Genomic DNA, 20,981 nt, shown 5'->3' on the forward strand with positions numbered 1-20,981 from the left:
CCCCGGGCCGCAGTCTCGTTTCCGAGCCGGCCGGTGCGGTCGGCCCGCCCACGAAGGGGGAAACAGCATGCGTATGACCAGGAAGCTCGCCGTCATGACCGGGGGCCTCGCGCTGACCGGGGGGCTGCTGGCCGGCGGCGCGGGAACGGCCGGTGCGGCCGAGGCCGCGCCGCAGGCCGCCTCGGACTGTCCGTCCGGCTGGTTCTGCGTCTGGGCCGGGCAGAACTACACCGGCCGCATGCAGAAGGTCGCCGGGACCAACAAGGACCTGACCCAGTACGCCGTGTTCCAGAGCTTCAAGTCCTGGTACAACCACGGCGCGTCCTGCGACTTCAAGTGGTTCTCGGAGAAGAACCACGGCGGGTCCAGCGGCGTCGTCCCGAGGGGCTACAAGGAGACCGGCAGCGTGAGCCGCTACATGAAGTCCAACACGTGGGTCAACTGCAAGTGATCCACGGCTCCTGATACGCCGAAGGCGGCACTCACGGGGGAGTGCCGCCCTCGGCCTGTCACTGAAAGGAGCCGGGCTCAGAGCCGCTCGGGCGTCCGGATGCCCAGCAGGGCCATGCCCTGGTGGAGGGTGCGGGCCGTGATGTCGCAGAGGAACAGGCGGTTCTCGATCTGCTCGGGCGACTCGGCCTTCAGGACCGGGCACTTGTCGTAGAACGTCGTGTAGAGGGACGCCAGCTGGTACAGGTACGCCGTCATCTTGTGCGGGGCGTACTCCGCCGCCGCCTCCGCCACCGTCGCCGCGAAGGAGTCCGCGTGCAGGCCGAGCGCACGCTCCGCCTCGTGCAGATCCAGCTCGGGGTGCGCGACGGGGCGGGCCTCGCCGGCCTTGCGCAGGATCGACTGGATACGGGCGTAGGCGTACTGGAGGTAGACGGACGTGTCGCCGTTCAGCGAGACCATCTGGTCCAGGTCGAACTTGTAGTCGCGGTTCGCCGACGTCGACAGGTCCGCGTACTTCACCGCGCCGATGCCGACCTGGGTGCCCCGCTCGGCGATCTCCTCCTCGGAGAGGTCCAGCGCCTTCTCCCGGACCACCGCCGAGGCACGGTCGATCGCCTCGTCCAGCAGGTCGACCAGGCGGACCGTCTCGCCCTCACGGGTCTTGAACGGCTTGCCGTCCTTGCCGAGGACCGTGCCGAAGGCGAGCTGCACCGCCTTGACGTCCTCGTTCAGCCAGCCCGCCCGGCGGGCCGTCTCGAAGACCATCTTGAAGTGCAGCGACTGGCGGGCGTCCACCACGTACAGCAGCGTGTTCGCCTTGATGCCGAAGACGCGGTCGCGGATCGCCGAGAGGTCGGTCGCCGCGTAGCCGTAGCCGCCGTCCGACTTCTGCACGATCAGCGGGACCGGCTTGCCGTCCGGGCCCTTGATGTCGTCGAAGAAGACACACAGCGCGCCCTCGGAGCGGACCGCGACGCCCGACTCCTCCAGCAGGCGGCAGGTCTCCGCGAGCATGTCGTTGTAGCCGGACTCGCCCACGATGTCCGGGTCCCGGATCTCCATGTCCAGCTTCTCGAAGACGGAGAAGAAGTAGATCTTCGACTCGTCCACGAACTTCTGCCACATGGCGAGGGTCTGCGGGTCGCCCGCCTGGAGGTCGACCACCCGGCGGCGGGCCCGCGTCTTGAACTCCTCGTCCGCGTCGAAGAGCTTGCGCGCGGCCTTGTAGAGGCGGTCGAGATTCGACATCGCCTCCTCGCCGGAGACCTCGTCGGCCTTGTGGTCCAGCTCGTGCGGGTGCTCCTCCAGGTACTGGATGAGCATGCCGAACTGGGTGCCCCAGTCGCCGATGTGGTGACGCCGGACCACGCTCTCGCCGGTGAACTCCAGCAGCTGTGCCACCGAGTCGCCGATCACCGCCGAGCGCAGGTGACCGACGTGCATCTCCTTCGCCACGTTCGGCTGGGCGTAGTCGATGACCGTGGTGCCGGGCTGCTCGGCGTGCGGCACGCCGAGGCGGCCGGTGTCGTCCGCGTAGCGCGCGGCGAGGGTCTGAGTGATCGCCCGGTCCGTGATCGTGATGTTCAGGAAGCCGGGGCCGGAGACCTCGACGTCCTTGATCACGTCACCCGACTCGACCCGGGAGACGACCTGCGTCGCCAGCTCCCGCGGGTTCGCCTTCTCCTTCTTCGCGAGGGCCAGGATCCCGTTGGCCTGGAAGTCGGCCCGGTCGCTTCGTCGCAGCAGCGGGTCCGCGGAGCCGGCCTGCGGCAGAGCCGCCGACAGGGCCGCCGCGAGGCGCTGATGGACGGAGTCGCTGAGGGACGTGACCGAGGCCATAGGTAAGGGTGCCGTTCTCCTCGTGGGGATGGATAGACCCGGCCAGTATCCCACGGAGGTAGAGCCGTTTTTCCGGGCGCACGCAGGTCTGGGACAATGGTGCGGTCAGCCGTGCGACCGTACCGGCTGCCCGATGCAGAAAGAAGGACGTGCCGATCGTGGCTCAGAGCACCGAGACCACCGACTGGGTCTCCCGTTTCGCGGATGAGGTCATCGAGGAGTCGGAGCGTCGGGCCCCGGGCAAACCCGTCGTCGTCGCGTCCGGCCTCTCACCGTCCGGCCCCATCCACCTCGGGAACCTGCGCGAGGTCATGACCCCGCATCTCGTCGCCGACGAGATCCGCCGCCGGGGACACCAGGTGCGGCACCTGATCTCCTGGGACGACTACGACCGCTACCGCAAGGTGCCGGCCGGTGTCCCGGGCGTCGACGAGTCATGGGCCGAGCACATCGGCAAGCCGCTGACGTCCGTCCCGGCGCCCAAGGGCTCCCCGCACGCCAACTGGGCCGAGCACTTCAAGGCCGCGATGATCGAGTCGCTGGCCGAGCTGGGCGTGGAGTTCGACGGGATCAGCCAGACCGCGCAGTACACCTCCGGCGTGTACCGCGAGCAGATCCTGCACGCCATCAAGCACCGCGGCGACATCGACGCGATCCTCGACCAGTACCGGACGAAGAAGGCCCCGGCCAAGAAGCAGCAGCAGAAGCCCCTCGACGAGGCCGAGCTGGAAGCCGCGGAGGGCTCCGGCGCGGCCGGCGAGGACGACGGCAGCTCCGCCTCCGCCGGGTACTTCCCGTACAAGCCGTACTGCGGCAACTGCGAGAAGGACCTCACAACCGTCACGTCCTACGACGACGGCTCCACCGAGCTGACGTACGCCTGCACCGCGTGCGGCTTCTCCGAGACGGTCCGGCTCAGCGAGTTCAACCGCGGCAAGCTGGTCTGGAAGGTCGACTGGCCGATGCGGTGGGCGTACGAGGGCGTCGTGTTCGAGCCCTCCGGCGTCGACCACTCCTCCCCGGGGTCCTCCTTCCAGGTGGGCGGGCAGATCGTCGGGATCTTCGGCGGCAAGCAGCCGATCGGCCCCATGTACGCCTTCGTCGGCATCTCCGGCATGGCGAAGATGTCCTCCTCGAAGGGCGGCGTGCCCACCCCGGCCGACGCCTTGAAGATCATGGAGCCGCAGCTCCTGCGCTGGCTCTACGCCCGCCGCCGGCCCAACCAGTCCTTCAAGGTCGCCTTCGACCAGGAGATCCAGCGGCTCTACGACGAATGGGACCGGCTGGACGCCAAGGTCGCCGACGGCAGCGTCCTGCCCGCCGACGCCGCCGCGCACTCGCGTGCGGTGCGCACGGCCGCCGGTGAGCTGCCGCGGACGGCCCGGCCGCTGCCGTACCGGACGCTCGCGTCCGTCGCGGACATCACCGCCGGGCACGAGGACCAGGCGCTGCGGATCCTCAGCGAGCTGGACCCGGAGCAGCCGCTGACCTCGCTCGACGAGGTGCGGCCGCGGTACGACAAGGCCGAGGCCTGGATCAACACGCATGTGCCGGCCGAACAGCGGACCATCGTGCGGGACGAGCCCGACGCGGAGCTGCTGAAGTCGCTGGACGAGGCGTCCCTGCAGTCGCTGCGGCTCCTGCTCGACGGACTCGCCGAGCACTGGTCCCTCGACGGGCTGACCCACCTGGTGTACGGCGTGCCCAAGGTGCAGGCCGGGTTCCCGGCCGACGCCACGCCGAAGGAGCTGCCGCCGGAGATCAAGACCGCTCAGCGGTCCTTCTTCGCCCTGCTGTACCACCTGCTGGTGGGGCGGGACACCGGGCCGCGGCTGCCCACGCTGCTGCTGGCGGTGGGGCAGGAGCGCGTGCGGGCCCTGCTCGGGGAGTAGCCGTCGGTGTGAAGGGAGCAGCCTTCATGTGAGGGGAGGGGCCCTGTGCGCAGGGCCCCCCCTTCATGCGTCAGGCGATGTGCTCTTCTTCCAGCTCCTGGTAGTGGCGGCTGCTGAAGCGGTCGACCATGCGCTTGGCTTCCGTGGTGTCGATGCGGATGCCGTATTCCGCTTCCAGGTTGTCGACGAGCTGGTTCGGGGTCGGGTAGCTGCCGTTGATCGACTGCTTGAAGACCTGGTAGTAGGACTCCTCGTCCGGCTCGGGAGAGGACGGTGTCGGTGTCCCACCGCCTTCGCCCAGTTCCCGCGTGCGGTTGGGGCCCACCGGGATGGGGAAACCGCCGGTGTCCTCCGGGGTGGGCTCCTGCTCGTACTGGGTCTGGTACTGCTCGGCTTCTTGCTGCTCCGCGATCCACTGGGCGTACTGCTCCGCGGGATCGTAGGCCGGGTCGTAGCCGCCCTGGTACTCGACCTCGCGCGGGGCGTTGAACCAGGGGCTCTGGTCCGGCCCCGGGATGTCGTCCGGCTGCTCGGCGTTGCGGTGACTCTCGAGCTGCGGGCGCTGCTCGCCGGGAGGTGCCGCTTTCTGACGCACCGGTGCCTCCCCAGGGGCACGACTGCCCGCAGCCTGGTCCGTTCGCGGCGGCGGGGGGATCAGCGCCGGCTCTATGCCGGCCGCCGCCAGCCCCGCCGGGGCCGTTTCCGCCAGGGGCACGCCGTAGCGCGCCAGCCGCAGCGGCATCAACGACTCCACCGGGGCCTTCCGGCGCCACGCCCGTCCGAAACGGGAACGCAGCCGGGCCTGGTAGACGAGACGTTCCTGCTCCAGCTTGATGACCTGGTCGTAGGAGCGGAGCTCCCAGAGCTTCATACGGCGCCACAGGAGGAACGTCGGCCCGGGGGAGAGCAGCCAGCGGGTGAGGCGGACGCCCTCCATGTGCTTGTCGGCCGTGATGTCGGCGATCCGGCCGATCGCGTGGCGGGCCGCCTCGACCGCGACCACGAACAGGATCGGGATCACCGCGTGCATGCCGACACCGAGCGGATCCGGCCACGCGGCCGCGCCGTTGAAGGCGATCGTCGCCGCAGTCAGGAGCCAGGCCGTCTGGCGCAGGAGCGGGAAGGGGATCCTGATCCAGGTGAGGAGCAGGTCCAGGGCCAGCAGGACGCAGATGCCCGCGTCGATGCCGATCGGGAAGACGTAGGAGAAGTTCCCGAAGCCCTTCTGCAGGGCCAGTTCGCGGACCGCCGCGTACGAACCGGCGAAGCCGATGCCGGCGATGATCACGGCACCGGCCACGACCACACCGATGAGAACGCGGTGCATCCGAGTCAGCTGTGGCGCGGCCACCCGTACTCCCCTCCCCTTGCGTGTTCTTGCGCGCAACAGGGTGGCACATGTGTGCGGAGGACGGGTGGCCGGTTCCCGTCGGGCTTGTTCAGCTCTTCGAAGCGGGCTTCTTGGACGGCGACTTCGACGCACCGCCCGACGGCTCGTCCGACGCGTCCTTGGAGGCCGCGTCCGAGGGCGACTTCGACGGGGACTTGGACGCGGACTTGGACGGGGCGCCGCTCGCCTTGCCGCCACCCGCGCCGTTCGCCTCGGACACCGCAGCCACCGCCTCCTTGGCAGCCTTCTTCGCGTCCTTCGTCAGGTCGTCGGCGCTCGGGCTCTTGTCGCCGGCCAGACCCGCGCCGTTGTAGTCGATGGTGACGACGACGTTCTCGACGCGTGCCACCACCGTCTGCTGCTTGAAGGTGCCTTCCTTCTTCTTCAGCTCGTAGCGCACGGCCGTAGCCTCGTCGCCCGTCCCGGGCACCGGCTCCGACTTGGTGCTCTTGGCACCCTCCGTGGCCTGGGCGTCCTGGACCTGCTTCTCGAAGTACTCCTGGGCCAGCTTGTCGGCCGGGCCGCGGGCGACGTCCGACTCGAAGCGCAGCATCGACACGTTCAGCCAGCGGAACTGCGAGCCCTTGACGCCGTTGTTGTCGAGGCTGTTCCAGGAGCAGTTGCCGCGGGTCGAGATGTCGTCCGACTTACCCTCCTTGCCGGACTTGCCCTCCGGGACGAGGTCCTTCAGCGTCTTCTTCGACAGCACCTTGCAGGGCTCCGGAAGCTTGTCGTACGCCGCCGCCGCCACGGTCGGCGACGGGCTCGCGGACGCCGAGGCGGCGGCCTTCGCGGCCTTGTCCGTGCTGTCGCCGGAGCCGGAGTCCGAGGAGCAGCCGGCGGCGACCAGCATCACGGGGACGGCGGCCGCGCAGACAAGGACGCGGTTGAGTCGCTTCGCTCGCTGGTCTCGCTGTTCACGCTGTGCTCGTCGCTGCATGGTTCCTTCACTCATGACGCTCGTGGTTCCTGCGGTCGGAACGGGTCCGAGTGGTCACGGTACGCGGTGAGGCCGCCGTGTGTTCTTCCTTCGGCTGCTTTGCGGGTGCGCGTGGAGGGGGCGTGAAGAGTCCTCAGTCGCTCAGCGAATCGGCCAGCTGCGAGGCCAGTTTTTGGGCCCTGTCCTGCATTTCCTTGCTGTCCGGGACGACGCCGATGGTGGCCGGCTGCTCGGCGTACTCGATGGTCACGATGACGTTGGACGTGCGGAATGCCACAGTCACCGTCCGCTGCTTGGCCGTCGAACCGGAGCTGCTCAGCTCGTCGTCGAGGAAGGCCTCGTCGCCGACCTCCTCCAGGACGCGGGGCTGGAGATCGGTCGGGGCGGCGGAGGCGGACGTCGACGGTGACGGGCTGCCCGACGGGGACGCGCTGCCCGACGGTGACGTACTGTCCGACGGCGACGGGGAGCCGCTCGGAGCGGCGGAGGAACCGCCGGCCGGGGTGCTGCCGACGGTCACCGACTCGGTGGCGGTCGGCTCCGGCAGGTGGGCCGCCTCCTCCTTCTCCGCGAAGAGCTGCTCGGCCTGGCTGTCGTCACTGACCGCGTTGTCGTAGGAGACGACCCGTTCGAAGTCGACGAGCAGATGGTCGGTGGCCTGCTGCGAATCGACCTTCCACTGGCAGCCCACCTTGCGGTCGGTGTCGTACGTGACCGTCGCCTCGCCCTCGTACGCCTTCTCGCGCTGCTCCTCGTCGGTGATCTGCCGGATACCGGGCAGGAGTTCGTCGAGGGAGCTCTGGCCGACGGCGCCGCAGGGCTCGGGCAGCGTGCGGTACCGGCCCGGCTCGGCGGCGGCCGAGGCCGTGCCCGTGTCGCCCGGGTTGGAGTCGTCCGGCGGGCTGCCGTCGCCCGAGCTGCCGGTGCAGCCGGCCAGCAGGGCCGCGAGGAGCGCGGCGATACCGGGTGCGTACGCCTTCCGTTGCACGTGGTGGCCCCTCTCGACGCGGAAATCGGCTTGCCGCCGCGGGGCGGCCGATGAACACAATGTCTATCGCACGCACTGCCGTGGACGCCGGTCCGGAATCCCTTTCGTCGACCTTGGCTCCGGTATTTGCTGTTGAGGACTTCTGTTCGTTTACGGGGGATTGAGGACGCTATGTCGTATGTAGAGATACCTGGTGCGAAAGTACCGATCCGGATGTGGACCGACCCGTCCACGGTCGAGGGCTCCGCGCTCCAGCAGCTCCAGAACGTCGCCACGCTGCCCTGGATCAAGGGCCTGGCCGTCATGCCCGACGTGCACTACGGCAAGGGTGCGACGGTCGGCTCGGTCATCGCCATGCAGGGTGCGGTGTGCCCGGCGGCGGTGGGCGTCGACATCGGCTGCGGAATGTCGGCCGTGAAGACGTCCCTGACGGCGAACGACCTGCCCGGGGATCTGTCACGGCTGCGGTCGCGGGTCGAGCAGGTGATTCCCGTGGGGCGTGGGATGCATGACGATCCCGTCGACCCCGGGCGGTTCCATGGGATGGCCACTTCCGGGTGGGAGGACTTCTGGGGGCGGTTCGAGGGAGTGGCGGAGGCGGTCAAATTCCGTCAGGAACGTGCCACGAGGCAGATGGGAACGCTCGGATCCGGGAATCATTTTGTCGAAGTGTGCATAGATACGCATGGGTCTATGTGGCTCATGCTCCACTCCGGTTCCCGCAACATCGGCAAGGAACTGGCCGAGCACCACATCGGCGTGGCCCAGAAGCTCCCGCACAACCAGGGCCTGGTCGACCGTGACCTCGCCGTCTTCGTCGCGGACACCCCGCAGATGGCGGCGTACCGCAACGACCTGTTCTGGGCGCAGGAGTACGCGAAGTACAACCGCTCGATCATGATGGCGCTCCTGAAGGACGTGATCCGCAAGGAGTTCAAGAAGGCGAAGCCGACCTTCGAGCCGGAGATCAGCGCGCACCACAACTACGTGGCCGAGGAGCGCTACGACGGGATGGACCTGCTCGTGACCCGCAAGGGCGCGATCCGGGCCGGCTCGGGCGATTACGGGATCATCCCCGGCTCCATGGGCACGGGTTCGTACATCGTTAAGGGCCTCGGCAACGACAAGTCGTTCAACTCGGCCTCGCACGGCGCGGGTCGGCGCATGAGCCGCAACGCGGCGAAGCGCCGGTTCTCCACGAAGGACCTGGAGGAGCAGACGCGGGGCGTGGAGTGCCGTAAGGACTCCGGCGTCGTGGACGAGATCCCGGGCGCCTACAAGCCGATCGAGCAGGTCATCGACCAGCAGCGGGACCTGGTGGAGGTCGTGGCGAAGCTGAAGCAGGTCGTTTGCGTGAAGGGCTAAGGGTTGTCCCGTAAATGATCTTCGGGTGGTGGGAATGAAGGCCCGTCCGGCTATCCGCCGAGGGTGAGGTTGTGCAAGCGGGCGATGCCGAGCATGGCGTGGTGGACGCCGTCGCCTTTGAGGCGGCAGTCGCGGAGAATCTTCCATGTCTTCATGCGGGCGAAGACGTGTTCCACGCGTGCTCGGACCTGCTTGTGCGACTTGTTGTGCGCCACTCTCCAGTCGGGCAGGTCTTCGCCCTTACGGCGCCGGTGGGACATGACGAGTCCGGTGCCCGGATAACCGCCGTCAGCAATTGTGAGGGTGCCGCCGACTGCGGCCCTGGCGCCGGATTCTTCCCACGCCTTGCAGTCGTTGCGGTTGCCCGGCAGTGGTCGGCCCACGACAACCACCAAGCGGGTGTCGGCGTCGATCACAACCTGGTGGTTGGTGGAGTACCGGTAGTTCTTCGACTGCTCAGCTACGTCGTGGTCGCGGGTAGGCACCAGGGTGCCGTCCACGATCAGCACGGTGTCCTTGGCGAAGCGACGCCTCGGCTGCAGGGACATCAGCGGGCCGAGCTGAACGATAATCCGGTCCGCCGCCGACTTCGAGACGCCGAACAGCGGGGCCAGCTGGCGCATCGTCAAGTTCGTACGCCAGTAGGCCGCGACCAATAGCACCCGGTCCTCCAGGGTCAGACCCCAAGGTCGTCCCCGGCGAACCGTGTCGGCGCCCTCACGCAGCAGGGCGGCCACCAACTTGCCGAACTGGCGCGGGCTCAGTCCGGAGAACGGCGTTATCCAAGACGGCTCCGACGCCGTAATCACACCAGCCACACCGTGATCATCTAGTTTGTGGCAGGCAACACCTAACGTCGGCTGCGCAGCAGCGACCCGAGCGCTAGGCCGGCGCCCAGACCGATCAGGGCGCCGACCGATGTCCGCAGCGCAGGCGACGCCCCCGCAGGCGGCACGGCAGGCGGACGGGACCCAAAGGTCGAGCGAGTCGGCGGTCCGGAAGCGACAGCCCGAGCGTGCTCCTCGCCCACGATGGCCAGGAAGCGACGACCGACCCGGCTTGCGGACGTGCTGGGGATCCACGAGGTGTGAGCCCTGCTCCAGTAATGTCGGCCAGCCTCTCCGGCGAACATCCCGGCGAGCATGTCCCGCAGCAGACCTTCGCGAATGGTCCCGATCTCGAAGCCCATCCACGCGTAGTTCATCATGAGGTCGGCGTAGACATGCCGCTTCTGCTCATGCGGATCGACGATGTCAGTGTCGCCCCACACGGGCTGGAAGAGCGGCATGTCGTCGAGTTCCAGGCGGACGAGCTCCAGGTAGTAGCTGCGAATCCCCTGGACCTGCTCCGCCCTCGCCTGCCGGTTCTGCACGACCAGAGAAACAGCGACGCCGGCCAACGCCAGCGCCGAGACGATCGCCGACGTGAAGCCGTACGCCGCGCCGATCTGACTGAGCCTGTTCCAGTCCACGCCCTTGGAGCCGGATAGTGCCTCCAGCACGAAAGGCGACAACAGCACCACCGTCAGCGCAACCGCAACGGCGCCAACGAGCACCAGAACTCTGCCTGCTCGGCGAGCCACCGATGCTGCAGCCGCGGACCCATGACTAACTATCAGGTCAATCACCCCCAGGCGCGCTGGTCCCCGTGACCAGGTCGAGCCTGAGGCAGCCTACTTCCAGCTGCCGTGCTCAACATCGCCCGCCCGCACAACCTCATCCGCACCGGATAGACGGACAGCTCGCTGCCGGACGGACCACAGCCGCACCAGCTAAAGATCATTTACGGGACAACCCTTAGCAGCACGCTGGGGCGCGGCAAAATGTGAGCCGCGCCCAGCACGATCCGGTCAGTCCGGCGTGGTCACGACGCCGTGCAGCAGCTTCCAACGGCGACCTTGGCAGGCGCTGAAGGAGTAGCCGAGCTCAGTCGCTGCGTGGGCGACGGTGGGTGCGGCGAGCAGGACCTGGTCCATTGCGCGGGTCCATTGGATGCGCGGCGGCCGCGGCTTGGAGCCGACCGGGCGAGCCCATTCAGCGATGGAGGCTGCCGTTGTCTGCTTGCGCTTCAGGGCCAGGCAACCCGGATAGTAAAGGTGCGCAACCAGGGTCTGCGCCGCCTCGGTGACGTACATGACGTTGTAGACGCCGTCACGCTGGTTGCGCCGCAAATTACGCTTGGTGCCTGTGATTTTCTCCGCGTAGGAGCACAAGTAGGCCATGACGTGGGTGCTGGCCGTAGCAAGGGAGATGAAGGGGCAGCCCTGGCTGTGTCCCAGAGAGCCATCAGCGTCGAAGAGGCCTCGTAGATAGTCGCGCTCTGAGAACTCGACGCGGGGTGGAGCAACGTTCTTCGATTTGCGGCCGTAGGGCAGGCCGAGTTCATTAAGCTTGGTCCTGGCTTCGAGGGCATACAGGCGCCAGACGGCTGATCGATGGCTCTCGGCGAAATTCGTCCTCCGGACGCGTTCGCTGATGCTCGTGTTGTACGGCGTCAGTTGCTGGAACCTCTGCAGGAGATCGATGTCCCGCACGCTGAGTTCCACGGTCAGGTGTCCTCGCTGCCTCGACTGCTGAGAGAGATGCCCATCCGCCTGCAAGAACCCGAACATGTACGCGTACTCGGGGACCGTGAGGTCCATGAACTGGTGAGCGCTAGGCTCGTAGTCAGCCACAGGGAAGCCTCTACTTCCTGTCGGTCAGGCCCTCGGTCGGGACCGGCATCCCGGTCGAGGGCCGTCGTGTTGACGGTGTGGCGTGAGCCTAGAGCGGCAGTTCAACTGCCGTTCGGGTGATCGAGGATGTTCACTCCTGTGAGTGAGAGCTACTTCGGGGCGTGCAGCACCGCGTAGATCATGACGAACGCCACGATGTGGATGCCGAAGAGGAAGTAGGCGAGCCACCACCACATCCGGCGTTCGTTCTGCGTCTCCTGGACGAGGCGCCGCTGTTCGCGTTCGCGTTCGCGTTCCGCGTCCGGCATCACAGGTCCCGGTGGACCTTCGTGTTGGAGGCCTGGGCGCGGGGGCGCAGGACCAGGAGGTCGACGTTGACGTGGCTGGGGCGGGTGATCGCCCAGGTGATGGTGTCGGCGACGTCGTCGGCGGTGAGCGGTTCGGCGACGCCTTCGTAGACCTTCTCCGCCTTCTCCTTGTCGCCGGAGAAACGGGTGAGGGCGAACTCGTCCGTCTTGACCATGCCGGGGGCGATCTCGATGACGCGGACCGGCTGGCCGACGATCTCCAGGCGCAGGGTCTCGGCGAGGACGTGCGCGCCGTGCTTGGCGGCGACGTAGCCCCCGCCGCCCTCGTAGGTGCCGTGGCCCGCGGTGGAGGAGACGACCACGACCGTGCCGTCGCCGCTCGCGACCAGCTTGGGCAGCAGGGCCTGGGTGAGGTTGAGCGTGCCGATGACGTTCGTCTCGTACATCTGGCGCCAGTCGGCCGGGTCACCGGTCGCGACCGGGTCGGCGCCGAGCGCGCCGCCCGCGTTGTTGACCAGCACGCCGATCGTCTTGAAGGCCGTGGCGAACTCGTCGACCGCCGCGCGGTCGGTGACGTCGAGGGCGTACGCCGTGGCCTGGTGGCCGGCCTTGGTGATCTCCTCCGCCAGCGCCTCGATGCGGTCCTTGCGGCGGGCGGTGAGGACGACGCGGTAGCCCGCGGCGGCGAGCTGCCGGGCCGTGGCGGCGCCGATTCCGCTGCTCGCACCGGTGACGACGGCGATGCGGGAGGCTGCGGACGGGGCGGCGGTGGCCATGGGAGCTCCTCGGGCGTGGCGGACGGGCCGACTTCTGTGCGAAGGCCTCCGGCCAGGATAGGTGGGCTCCGCGGTGGGAGAATGGGGGCGGGTGATCCTCCTGTTCCTCTGGAGGTTGGTCATGGGAGAGGCACGCCAGGTCATGGACCGGCTCACGGACGCGGTCACCACGCACGCCGATCTGAACGTCGTCAGCGAGCTGTACGCCGAGGACGCGGTCGCCTTCACCTCCGACGAGGGCGAGCTGCACGGGCGCGACAACATCGTCGATTACTGGCGGACGATGACGGAGGCGCTCCCCGAGGCGACGTTCCAGACGTTGCACTCCTACGAGGTCGGCGACACCGCCATCGACGAAGGGATCTTCAGCGGACGGAACACCGGGCCGCTGCAACTGCCCAATGGCGAGACGCTGCCCCCGACCCAGAAGGAGATCAGGATCCGCGGGGTGGACATCGCCACCGTGAAGGACGGCCGGATCGTCGACTACCGCCTGTACTTCGACGAGATGGACTTCCTGGGGCAACTGGGGCTGCTGCCCGACGAGCCGTTCTGAGTCCCCGGCCCTGAGCCCTCGGCCCTGGGTCCCGGCCCGGGAGGCCGGTCAGTCAGTGTCCTCGCGGGGCGTACATGATCACTGCCATGCCCGCGAGGCAGATCAGTGCGCCCGTGATGTCCCAGCGGTCCGGGCGGTAGCCGTCCGCGACCACGCCCCACAGGATCGAACCGGCGACGAAGATCCCGCCGTACGCGGCGAGGACGCGGCCGAAGTGCGCGTCGGGCTGGAACGTCGCGACGAAGCCGTAGGCGCCGAGCGCGAGGACGCCGCCGGCCGCCCACAGCCAGCCCTTGTTCTCGCGCACGCCCTGCCAGACCAGCCATGCGCCGCCGATCTCCAGCAGGGCGGCGAGGACGAAGAGGGCGGCGGAACGCAGGATCTGCATGCGGGCAGCTTGGCACGTCGGGGTGGGACCGAAGGGGCGTGGTGTCACCTGATGGACGGCGCCTGCGGGGCGCTCCGCTGGGGATACATCGGGGTGTCCCAGTGGTGGTTGTTCCGGTGGTGCGAGGAGCGGGTGGTATGGGGAGAGTGCGGTTTTTCGCCGGGCAGTCTTTCGCCGTGCGGGGCTACGCGGTGTGGGTCGCCGCCGTGGCCGGGTTGGTGACGGGGGTGGCCGCGCCGGCGTTCGGGGCTCCGGCCACCGGGGCTCCGGCCGCCGGGGCTCCCGCGTCCGGGACTCCTGTCTCCGGGGCGGCTCCTGCCGTCGGCCGGCACGGCTCCGAGGCCGGTCTCGCCTACCACGGGTCCGCCTCCCTCTCCGCCGGTCACGTCGACCTGGCGTTCACCCCGCGCAACCACGGGACCGCCGCCGTCGCGGACGCGACGGTTCGGTTGCGGTGGTCGGAGCCGTTGGCCGACCGGCAGGAGCTGCCGGTGGGGTGTGCGCGGTCGGGGCGGCAGGCGGTGCTGTGCCGGACGGGGGCGCTGGCGGCGGACGGCGTGGGGGAGCGGATCGCCCTGCGGGTGCGGTTGCCGGGGGCGCCGCCGGAGGTCGTGCTGGACCTCGACACGGTGTGGGTCGGCGGGGCGGTGGACCGTGCTCGGCGCGAGGAGCGGCAGCGGGTGCTCGTCCTGGACACGGGGGACCCGTACCACTTCTGACACCCGGAGGTATGTTTGAAGTGTAAACAACCTGGAGGGTGAGCGACCATGCAGTTCGGGATCTTCAGCGTCGGCGACGTCACGCCCGACCCGACCACCGGCCGGACGCCGACCGAACGCGAGCGCATCAAGGCCATGGTCGCCATCGCGCTGAAGGCCGAGGAGGCCGGGCTCGACGTCTTCGCCACCGGCGAGCACCACAACCCGCCGTTCGTGCCGTCGTCCCCGACCACGATGCTCGGCTACGTCGCCGCCCGCACCGAGCGGCTGATCCTCTCCACGGCCACCACCCTCATCACCACCAACGACCCGGTGAAGATCGCCGAGGACTTCGCGATGCTCCAGCACCTGGCCGACGGCCGGGTGGATCTCATGCTGGGGCGCGGCAACACCGCCCCCGTCTACCCCTGGTTCGGGCAGGACATCCGCCAGGGCATCCCGCTCGCGATCGAGAACTACGCCCTCCTGCACCGGCTGTGGCGCGAGGAGGCCGTCGACTGGGAGGGGAAGTTCCGTACGCCGTTGCAGGGCTTCACCGCCACGCCCCGCCCGCTGGACGGCGTACCGCCGTTCGTCTGGCACGGGTCGATCCGCTCGCCGGAGATCGCCGAGCAGGCCGCGTACTACGGCGACGGCTTCTTCCACAACAACATCTTCTGGCCGGCCGACCACACCAAGAGGATGGTCGAGCTGTACCGGACGCGGTACGCGCACCACGGGCACGGCACGCCCGAGCAGGCGATCGTCGGGCTCGGCGGGCATGTGTTCATACGGCCGAACTCGCAGGACGCCGTGCGCGAGTTCCGGCCGTACTTCGACGTCGCCCCGGTGTACGGGCACGGGCCGTCGCTGGAGGACTTCATGGCGCAGACGCCGCTGACCGTCGGCTCGCCGCAGCAGGTCATCGAGAAGACGCTGGCCTTCCGCGAGTACGCCGGTGACTACCAGCGCCAGCTGTTCCTGGTCGACCACGCCGGGCTGCCGCTGAAGACCGTGCTGGAGCAGATCGACCTGCTGGGCGAGGAGGTCGTGCCGGTGCTGCGCAAGGAGTTCGCCGTGGGCCGCCCGGCGGACGTGCCGGAAGCCCCGACGCATGCGGCCCGGCTCGCGCGGGCCCGAGGGTGAGAGGACGGTAGGCACCCGGCCTGCGGTTGCGTGTTCCCTGGTGAGAGGGCAGTAAGAAGGACGCTCCGGCGCGGCTCGTCCGGTCCCGGAGCCCCGGTGGCGGGGCACACTGGACGCGTGTCCCAAACAGTGCTGCTCGCCGAAGACGACCGCGCCATCCGCAACGCCCTGGAGCGTGCCCTGACCCTGGAGGGTTACCAGGTCATGGCGGTCGCCGACGGTGTCGAGGCACTGGCGCAGGCCCACCGCAACCGTCCGGACGTCCTCGTCCTGGACGTGATGATGCCCGGCATCGACGGGCTTCAGGTGTGCCGCGTGCTGCGCGCCGAGGGCGACCGGACGCCGATCCTGATGCTGACCGCCCTCGTGGAGACCGCCGACCGGATCGCCGGCCTGGACGCGGGCGCCGACGACTACGTGGTGAAGCCCTTCGACGTGGAGGAGGTCTTCGCCCGGCTGCGCGCGCTGCTGCGCCGCACCAGCCCGGTGGGAGTCGGCGGCGCGCCCGTGGCCGAGGCGCCCCGGCCGGTGCCCGAGCGGTTCATCGAGGCGGCCGGCATCCGCATGGACCCTCAGGCGCGCCGGGCCTGGCGCGGCGCCCGCGAGCTGGAGCTGACCCGCACCGAGTTCGAACTGCTGGAGCTGCTGGTCCGCAACGCGGGCATCGTCCTCGACCACTCGACGATCTACGACCGCATCTGGGGCTACGACTTCGGCCCCGGCTCGAAGAACCTCGCCGTCTACGTCGGCTATCTGCGCCGCAAGCTCGACGAGCCGGACGCGCCGCAGCTCATCCACACGGTGCGTGGCGTGGGTTACGTGCTGCGGGAGGACTGAGTGGGCCGCCTCGGCCGGCTGCTGGACGGGCGGCGGCCGAAGCTGGTCTCGCTGCGCACCACCTTCGCGGTGTCGTTCGCGGCGGTGACGGCGGCCGTGACGATCCTGGTCGGCATCCTGTCGTACAGCGCGGCGGCCCGGCTGGTGCGGGTGGACCAGCAGACCGTGTTCGACGAGGTCGTCCAGGACCTGCGTGACGAGGTGCGGGAGAACCGCATGACGCCCGGCGACTTCTCGTCCGCCGCGCCGGGCCACGACCTGGTCCGGCCCGCCCGTACCGATGTGCAGGTGCTCGGCCCGGACGGCCATGTCGTCGACCCGGGCAGCCCCGGACTGCCGGTCACGGGCGCCGATGTGCGGATCGCCGCGGCGGTGACGTCCGGGCGGGTGGCCGAGCACAAGGACGTCGACGTCGGCGACGACGTCTACCGTGTCGCCACCGTCTCCCTCGGCGACGGCCGGGGCGCGGTCCAGGTCGCGCAGGAGTTCAGCGACGTCGAGGACCTGCTGCGGGCACTCCAGCGGCGGACGCTGCTGCTGATGGCCGCCGTCGTGATCGCCGCCGGCCTGTTCGGCTGGTGGCTGGCCCGGCGGATCACACGCCGCCTGGTCGTCCTCACCGACGCGGCCGAGGACGTCGCCCGTACCCGCCGGCTCGGCATTCAGGTGCCCGTCGCCGGGCACGACGAGGTGGGCCGGCTCGGCCGGGCCTTCGACCGCATGCTGGGGCGGCTCGCCCAGTCCGAGGAGGACCAGCGCCGCCTGGTCCAGGACGCGGGCCACGAGCTCCGTACGCCGCTGACCTCCCTGCGTACGAACATCTCCCTGCTCCGCCGGATCGACGAGCTCCCGCCCGAGACCCGCGAGGAACTGGTCGCCGACCTGGGGCAGGAGGCCCGCGAGCTGACCGACCTGGTCAACGAGCTCGTCGATCTCGCGGCCGGGCAGTCCGACACCGAGCCGCCACGGCGGGTGAACGTCGCCGACATCGCGGAGGAGGTGGCGGGCCTCGCCCGGCGCCGCAGCGGCCGGCGGATCCTGCTCCGCGCGAGCGGCGACACCACGACCGACGGGCGGCCCGGGATGCTGACCCGGGCGCTGTCCAACCTCGTCGAGAACGCGGTGAAGTTCGACCAGGGCGGCTCGGGCCCCGTCGAGATCGTCGTCGCCGGGCCCGCCCGGCCCGGCACGATCCGCGTCGAGGTCCTCGACCGCGGCCCCGGCATATCGGACAAGGACCTCGACCGCGTCTTCGACCGCTTCTACCGCGCCGCCGACGCCCGTTCCCTGCCGGGTTCAGGCCTGGGCCTGTCCATCGTGCGCGAGGTGGCACTCGCGCACGGGGGAGCGCCGTTCGCGTTCCGGCGGGAGGGGGGCGGGACGGTGATCGGGTTCACGGTGGGCGGGGGGTTCGACTGACACCGCCTGCCTTCGCGGGCTCGACTGACACCGCCTGCCTTCGCGGGCTCGACTGACACCACCTGCCTTCGCGTGGGGCTCATCTCGCGGGATCCCGCCGCAGGGTGCGGTGCAGATGAAACCGCCCACCGTGCGTGAGCCGCACCCCAGGCGTCCCCGAGAACAACTCGTGCCCCTTGTCGTGGTCTCCGGCCTCGGCGGCCTCCTGATGGGCTTCCACGCTGGTCCACTCGGTGTACAGCAGCACCCGGCTGCCGTCGACGCTGTGCAGGAAGTGGGCGGAGATCGCCCCGGGGTGGCCGCCTTCGCGTGGCTGGGCCTCGATCACCGCGTCGGTGAAGGCGCGCTGCCGCTCCGGCCCGTCGACGTCGAAGGCGGCGGTGATGAGGCATCCCGGGACGCGCGTCTCCTGCTCCTCGGCGAGGCTGCGGTACAGCCGGTAGCGGGGCGGGCCGGCCGGCGGGACCGCGGTGTCGTCGGTCCACTGGGCGAGCGTCAGCACCGTCTCCCCGTCCGTGCTGAGGAACCAGCTGACGGCGGCGAGCCCGACGGGCGGGGTCGCCAGTGCGTCGAACTCGGCTTGTGCGACCGCCTGTTGCTGCTCCAGGCCGTCGGCGTACCGCGTGCCGATCACCAACGTGCCGGGCACGGTCAGGTCCGGGAAGGGGGCTGAGGGCACGGACGGAACTCCTTCGTGAAGGGAGCGGAACCGTGATCGTGCCCGAGGGCTGCCGGGAGCGGTCAACCGCTTTTCGACGCGGTGCTACCGTCCGCTCATGCCTCCAGCTCAACGGCACCCCACGATGGCCGACGTCGCCGAACGGGCCGGGGTCTCCACGTCCACCGTCTCGCGCACGCTGCGCGGCCTGTCCACGGTCTCGCCGGAGGTGCGGGCCCGGGTCGAGGAGGCCGCGCGCGAGCTGAACTTCGCCGTGTCCCGGCAGGCCGCGAGCCTGGTCACGGGCAGGACCGGGACGGTGGCGGTGCTGGTCCCGACGCTCGACTCCTGGTTCATGGGATCCGCCCTGTCCGGCCTGGCCCCGCTGCTGCGGGCGGCGGGCATGCAGCTGAACGTCTACGAGATCCCCGACCTGGCCGAGCGCACCGCGTTCTTCGAGCACCTCCCGGCACGCCGCAACGCCGACGCGCTCCTGGTGTTCTCCTTCGACCTCACCGACGAGGAGACCGCGCGGCTGGACGACCTCGGCATGCCGGTGATCTACGTCAGCCGGCAAGTCGCCGGACGGCCCAGCGTCTACGTCGACGACGTGGCCGGCGCCCTGCACGGCACCCGGCACCTGCTCAACCTCGGACACCGCCGGATCGCCTTCGTCCAGACCGCGGGCACGAGCGGCTTCTCCTTCAGCTCCAACGAACGGCTGCTGGGCTACCAGCAGGCGCTCACCGAGGCGGGGGTCCCGCTCGACGACGACCTGGTGGCGTCCACGCCGGTCGGCGACAAGCGCGCCGCCGCCGAGGTGCTCGGCATGCTGCTGAGCCTGCGCGAGCCGCCCACCGCCGTCTTCGCCGAGCAGGACGAGGTCGCCGTCGCCCTCGTCTGGAACCTGCGCAGGACGCGGATCGCCGTACCCGAACGCATCTCCGTCCTCGGCTTCGACGACCAGCCGCTGGCCGACTGGTTCGACCTGTCCACGGTCGCCCAGTCACCGTCGGACATGGGCCGCGAGGCCGGCGAGCTCGCGCTGAAGCTCATCGACGACCCCGGGGCCGGCCACCAGCGGCATGTCGTGCTGCCGACGCGTGTGCTCCCGCGTGCCACGACCGCGCCGGTGGCCCGGACCCGGGACGAGCGTGAGCGGCACGTGGAGGGTGAGGGGACGTCGGGCAGGGCACCTTCCTGAGGCTCGAGCCCGCGTCACTGGTCGGCGAGGGCGAAGAACCGCATCGGTGAGTTCGCCTCGAACCCGATGCGCGGATAGACGGGCGCTCCGGCCGCGGTGGCGTGCAGGGTCGCCCGGGTCAGGCCGGTGGCCCGGCCGCCCTCGTACAGGGCCTTGCGCGTCACCGCCTCCCCGTATCCCCGGCGCTCCCACGCCGGGTCGGTGGCGACGAGCAGCACGAAGAGGCGGCCGTCGGCCTCGACGGTGGCGGCGCAGGTCACGGGAGTGCCGTCGTCGCGCACGCCCAGGTAGGCGTACACCTCGCTCTTCCACAGTGAGGAGCGGCCGAGCCCGTCACGGCCGTCCTCCAGCGGGAACCCGTAGGCACGCGAGTTGATGTCGGCGAAGGCGCGCAGTTGCTCATCGGTGGTCACGCGGACGAACGTCAGGTCGGGGTGGGCGGGTTCGGGAAGGGGCAGTAAGTCCGCCGCCATGCCCGTACCGGGAAAGGCGTGGACGAGCCCGGCCCGCTCGGCGGCGTTCGCGAGCCCCGCGCGCGCCTCGTCGTCGAGGAGATCCTCGAAGACCCACAGAAAACCGGGGCACTTCTTCGACCGCATGATCTCCGCGGCCTCGTTCAGCCGCTGCTTCAGCAGCCCGGCGGTGGCGCCGTGCTCGGTCAGCGTGACGCAGTTCCAGAAGGCGAACCGGCAGTCGGCCCAGCGGACGGCGATGCCCGGCAGATCGCGGACGTCCGCCCGCGGATCCCGGTCGAGCACCATGACCCGCCACACCGCGGCGAGCTGCTCCATCGACTCGATCGAGTCCGTGAGATCGCGCATGACATCCCCCCAGGTCGGCGACGGGTCACGGGCGTCGGCCGTGCCCCGTACACGTACTGCCCTTCGCGGGGCTGCCTCATCCCGCTCGTGTGGTCACCGGCGGGCAGAGCTGTCCTGCTGGGCCCGTCGCCGTGCGGCGGCGACATCGCGCATGGCCAGCAGGAAACGCCGCACCGTGGCCAGCTCCGTCTCGTCGAAGGACCGCATCTCGGCGACCATCTCGTGGATCAGCGGCCCGAAGAACGACCAGCCCAGGGTGACGGCCTCGTCCTGGACGACCAGCAGCACCCGCCGGCGGTCGCGCGTGTCCCGTTCCCGGCGCACGAGCCCCAGCCGCTCCAGACGGTCGACCAGGGCAGTGGTGGATGCCGAGTTCACACCCAGCTGCGCTCCGAGCCATCCAGGGGTGGCCCGCACGCCCTCCCGGCCGGCGTCCAGCAGGTGGATCAGTGCGCGCACATCCGTGGAATGAAGCCCTTCACGGCCGGCGAACTCGGCAGCGAGAAGGTCCAGTTCCACCGTGACGGCTCGCAGCAGGTGGACCAGCCGAAGGCCGGGATCCTGGTCGTCCACGCTCCCACTCCCGTAGTATCTCGATAATCGAGATTATCGATGTCCGAGTAATATCC

22 protein-coding genes are annotated in these 20,981 nt (G+C 69.7%); 9 read left to right on the plus strand and 13 right to left on the minus strand.

Annotated elements, in window-relative coordinates; genetic code table 11:
- Positions 1-67: 67 nt before the first annotated feature.
- Positions 68-451 (plus strand): peptidase inhibitor family I36 protein, encoded by a 384-nt coding sequence (locus QC385_RS06940; RefSeq protein WP_279540394.1) that lies wholly within the window; start codon positions 68-70, stop codon positions 449-451.
- Positions 452-528: 77 nt separating this feature from the next.
- On the opposite strand, the gene argS is transcribed toward QC385_RS06940, so the two are convergent.
- Positions 529-2,292: an arginine--tRNA ligase gene (gene argS, locus QC385_RS06945; protein WP_279540395.1), complete on the minus strand. Its 1,764-nt coding sequence runs from the start codon at positions 2,290-2,292 to the stop codon at positions 529-531.
- A gap of 149 nt (positions 2,293-2,441) precedes the next feature.
- Here argS and lysS point away from each other — a divergent pair, with 149 nt between their 5' ends.
- Positions 2,442-4,184: a lysine--tRNA ligase gene (gene lysS / locus QC385_RS06950; RefSeq protein WP_279540396.1), complete on the plus strand. Its 1,743-nt coding sequence runs from the start codon at positions 2,442-2,444 to the stop codon at positions 4,182-4,184.
- A gap of 70 nt (positions 4,185-4,254) precedes the next feature.
- On the opposite strand, the gene QC385_RS06955 is transcribed toward lysS, so the two are convergent.
- The 3 genes from QC385_RS06955 to QC385_RS06965 all read right to left on the minus strand — a co-directional run bounded on the left by QC385_RS06955 (position 4,255) and on the right by QC385_RS06965 (position 7,502).
- Positions 4,255-5,511, minus strand: a complete 1,257-nt coding sequence (locus QC385_RS06955; protein WP_279540397.1) for a DUF2637 domain-containing protein — start codon at positions 5,509-5,511, stop codon at positions 4,255-4,257.
- Between the two features lie 112 nt (positions 5,512-5,623).
- Positions 5,624-6,514 (minus strand): DUF3558 family protein, encoded by an 891-nt coding sequence (locus QC385_RS06960; RefSeq protein WP_279540398.1) that lies wholly within the window; start codon positions 6,512-6,514, stop codon positions 5,624-5,626.
- 133 nt (positions 6,515-6,647) lie between these two features.
- Positions 6,648-7,502: a DUF3558 domain-containing protein gene (locus QC385_RS06965; RefSeq protein WP_279540399.1), complete on the minus strand. Its 855-nt coding sequence runs from the start codon at positions 7,500-7,502 to the stop codon at positions 6,648-6,650.
- A 171-nt stretch (positions 7,503-7,673) separates the two neighbouring features.
- Here QC385_RS06965 and QC385_RS06970 point away from each other — a divergent pair, with 171 nt between their 5' ends.
- A complete protein-coding gene (locus tag QC385_RS06970; RefSeq protein ID WP_279540400.1) occupies positions 7,674-8,867 on the plus strand; it encodes an RtcB family protein in 1,194 nt (397 codons plus the stop codon).
- A 50-nt stretch (positions 8,868-8,917) separates the two neighbouring features.
- Here QC385_RS06970 and QC385_RS06975 read toward each other — a convergent pair whose 3' ends face one another.
- The 5 genes from QC385_RS06975 to QC385_RS06995 all read right to left on the minus strand — a co-directional run bounded on the left by QC385_RS06975 (position 8,918) and on the right by QC385_RS06995 (position 12,625).
- Positions 8,918-9,685 carry a transposase gene (locus QC385_RS06975; RefSeq protein ID WP_279540401.1) on the minus strand — a complete coding sequence of 256 codons (768 nt, stop codon included), beginning with the start codon at positions 9,683-9,685 and terminating at the stop codon, positions 8,918-8,920.
- Positions 9,686-9,717: 32 nt separating this feature from the next.
- A complete protein-coding gene (locus QC385_RS06980) occupies positions 9,718-10,422 on the minus strand; it encodes a DUF6082 family protein (protein ID WP_279540402.1) in 705 nt (234 codons plus the stop codon).
- 294 nt (positions 10,423-10,716) lie between these two features.
- Positions 10,717-11,412 carry an LAGLIDADG family homing endonuclease gene (locus tag QC385_RS06985; RefSeq protein ID WP_336621273.1) on the minus strand — a complete coding sequence of 232 codons (696 nt, stop codon included), beginning with the start codon at positions 11,410-11,412 and terminating at the stop codon, positions 10,717-10,719.
- A 278-nt stretch (positions 11,413-11,690) separates the two neighbouring features.
- Positions 11,691-11,849, minus strand: coding sequence for a hypothetical protein (locus QC385_RS06990; protein WP_279540404.1), 159 nt, complete (start codon positions 11,847-11,849; stop codon positions 11,691-11,693).
- Complete coding sequence (locus QC385_RS06995) at positions 11,849-12,625, minus strand: SDR family oxidoreductase (protein WP_279540405.1); 777 nt, start codon at positions 12,623-12,625, stop codon at positions 11,849-11,851. Before QC385_RS06995 ends, QC385_RS06990 begins: the two co-directional genes overlap by 1 nt.
- Before the next feature lie 121 nt (positions 12,626-12,746).
- Between QC385_RS06995 and QC385_RS07000 the strand changes: the two genes are divergently transcribed.
- Positions 12,747-13,181 (plus strand): ester cyclase, encoded by a 435-nt coding sequence (locus QC385_RS07000; protein ID WP_279540406.1) that lies wholly within the window; start codon positions 12,747-12,749, stop codon positions 13,179-13,181.
- Between the two features lie 52 nt (positions 13,182-13,233).
- Here the strand turns inward: QC385_RS07000 and QC385_RS07005 are convergent, their stop codons facing one another.
- Positions 13,234-13,569 (minus strand): YnfA family protein, encoded by a 336-nt coding sequence (locus tag QC385_RS07005; protein WP_279540407.1) that lies wholly within the window; start codon positions 13,567-13,569, stop codon positions 13,234-13,236.
- A gap of 137 nt (positions 13,570-13,706) precedes the next feature.
- On the opposite strand from QC385_RS07005, the gene QC385_RS07010 reads away from it, so the two are divergent.
- From QC385_RS07010 to QC385_RS07025, 4 genes are all read left to right on the plus strand, one after another.
- Entirely contained in the window at positions 13,707-14,288 is a 582-nt protein-coding gene (locus QC385_RS07010; protein WP_279540408.1) for a hypothetical protein, read from the plus strand.
- Between the two features lie 48 nt (positions 14,289-14,336).
- Positions 14,337-15,413, plus strand: coding sequence for an LLM class flavin-dependent oxidoreductase (locus tag QC385_RS07015; protein ID WP_279540409.1), 1,077 nt, complete (start codon positions 14,337-14,339; stop codon positions 15,411-15,413).
- A 117-nt stretch (positions 15,414-15,530) separates the two neighbouring features.
- The gene (locus QC385_RS07020) at positions 15,531-16,250 is read left to right on the plus strand and encodes a response regulator transcription factor (RefSeq protein WP_078945695.1); all 720 of its coding nucleotides are present in this window, start codon (positions 15,531-15,533) and stop codon (positions 16,248-16,250) included.
- On the plus strand, positions 16,251-17,669 hold the full coding sequence (locus tag QC385_RS07025; RefSeq protein ID WP_279540410.1) for a sensor histidine kinase: 1,419 nt from the start codon (positions 16,251-16,253) through the stop codon (positions 17,667-17,669).
- 79 nt (positions 17,670-17,748) lie between these two features.
- Here the strand turns inward: QC385_RS07025 and QC385_RS07030 are convergent, their stop codons facing one another.
- On the minus strand, positions 17,749-18,348 hold the full coding sequence (locus QC385_RS07030) for an antibiotic biosynthesis monooxygenase family protein (RefSeq protein ID WP_279540411.1): 600 nt from the start codon (positions 18,346-18,348) through the stop codon (positions 17,749-17,751).
- Between the two features lie 124 nt (positions 18,349-18,472).
- On the opposite strand from QC385_RS07030, the gene QC385_RS07035 reads away from it, so the two are divergent.
- Complete coding sequence (locus tag QC385_RS07035) at positions 18,473-19,531, plus strand: LacI family DNA-binding transcriptional regulator (protein ID WP_279540796.1); 1,059 nt, start codon at positions 18,473-18,475, stop codon at positions 19,529-19,531.
- Positions 19,532-19,545: 14 nt separating this feature from the next.
- Here QC385_RS07035 and QC385_RS07040 read toward each other — a convergent pair whose 3' ends face one another.
- Entirely contained in the window at positions 19,546-20,352 is an 807-nt protein-coding gene (locus QC385_RS07040; protein ID WP_279540412.1) for a GNAT family N-acetyltransferase, read from the minus strand.
- Positions 20,353-20,445: 93 nt separating this feature from the next.
- Positions 20,446-20,925, minus strand: a complete 480-nt coding sequence (locus QC385_RS07045) for a helix-turn-helix domain-containing protein (RefSeq protein WP_279540413.1) — start codon at positions 20,923-20,925, stop codon at positions 20,446-20,448.
- Between the last annotated feature and the right edge of the window lie 56 nt (positions 20,926-20,981).

The sequence above is a fragment of the Streptomyces sp. DH10 genome, from assembly GCF_029813805.1.
GTDB lineage: Bacteria > Actinomycetota > Actinomycetes > Streptomycetales > Streptomycetaceae > Streptomyces > Streptomyces coeruleofuscus.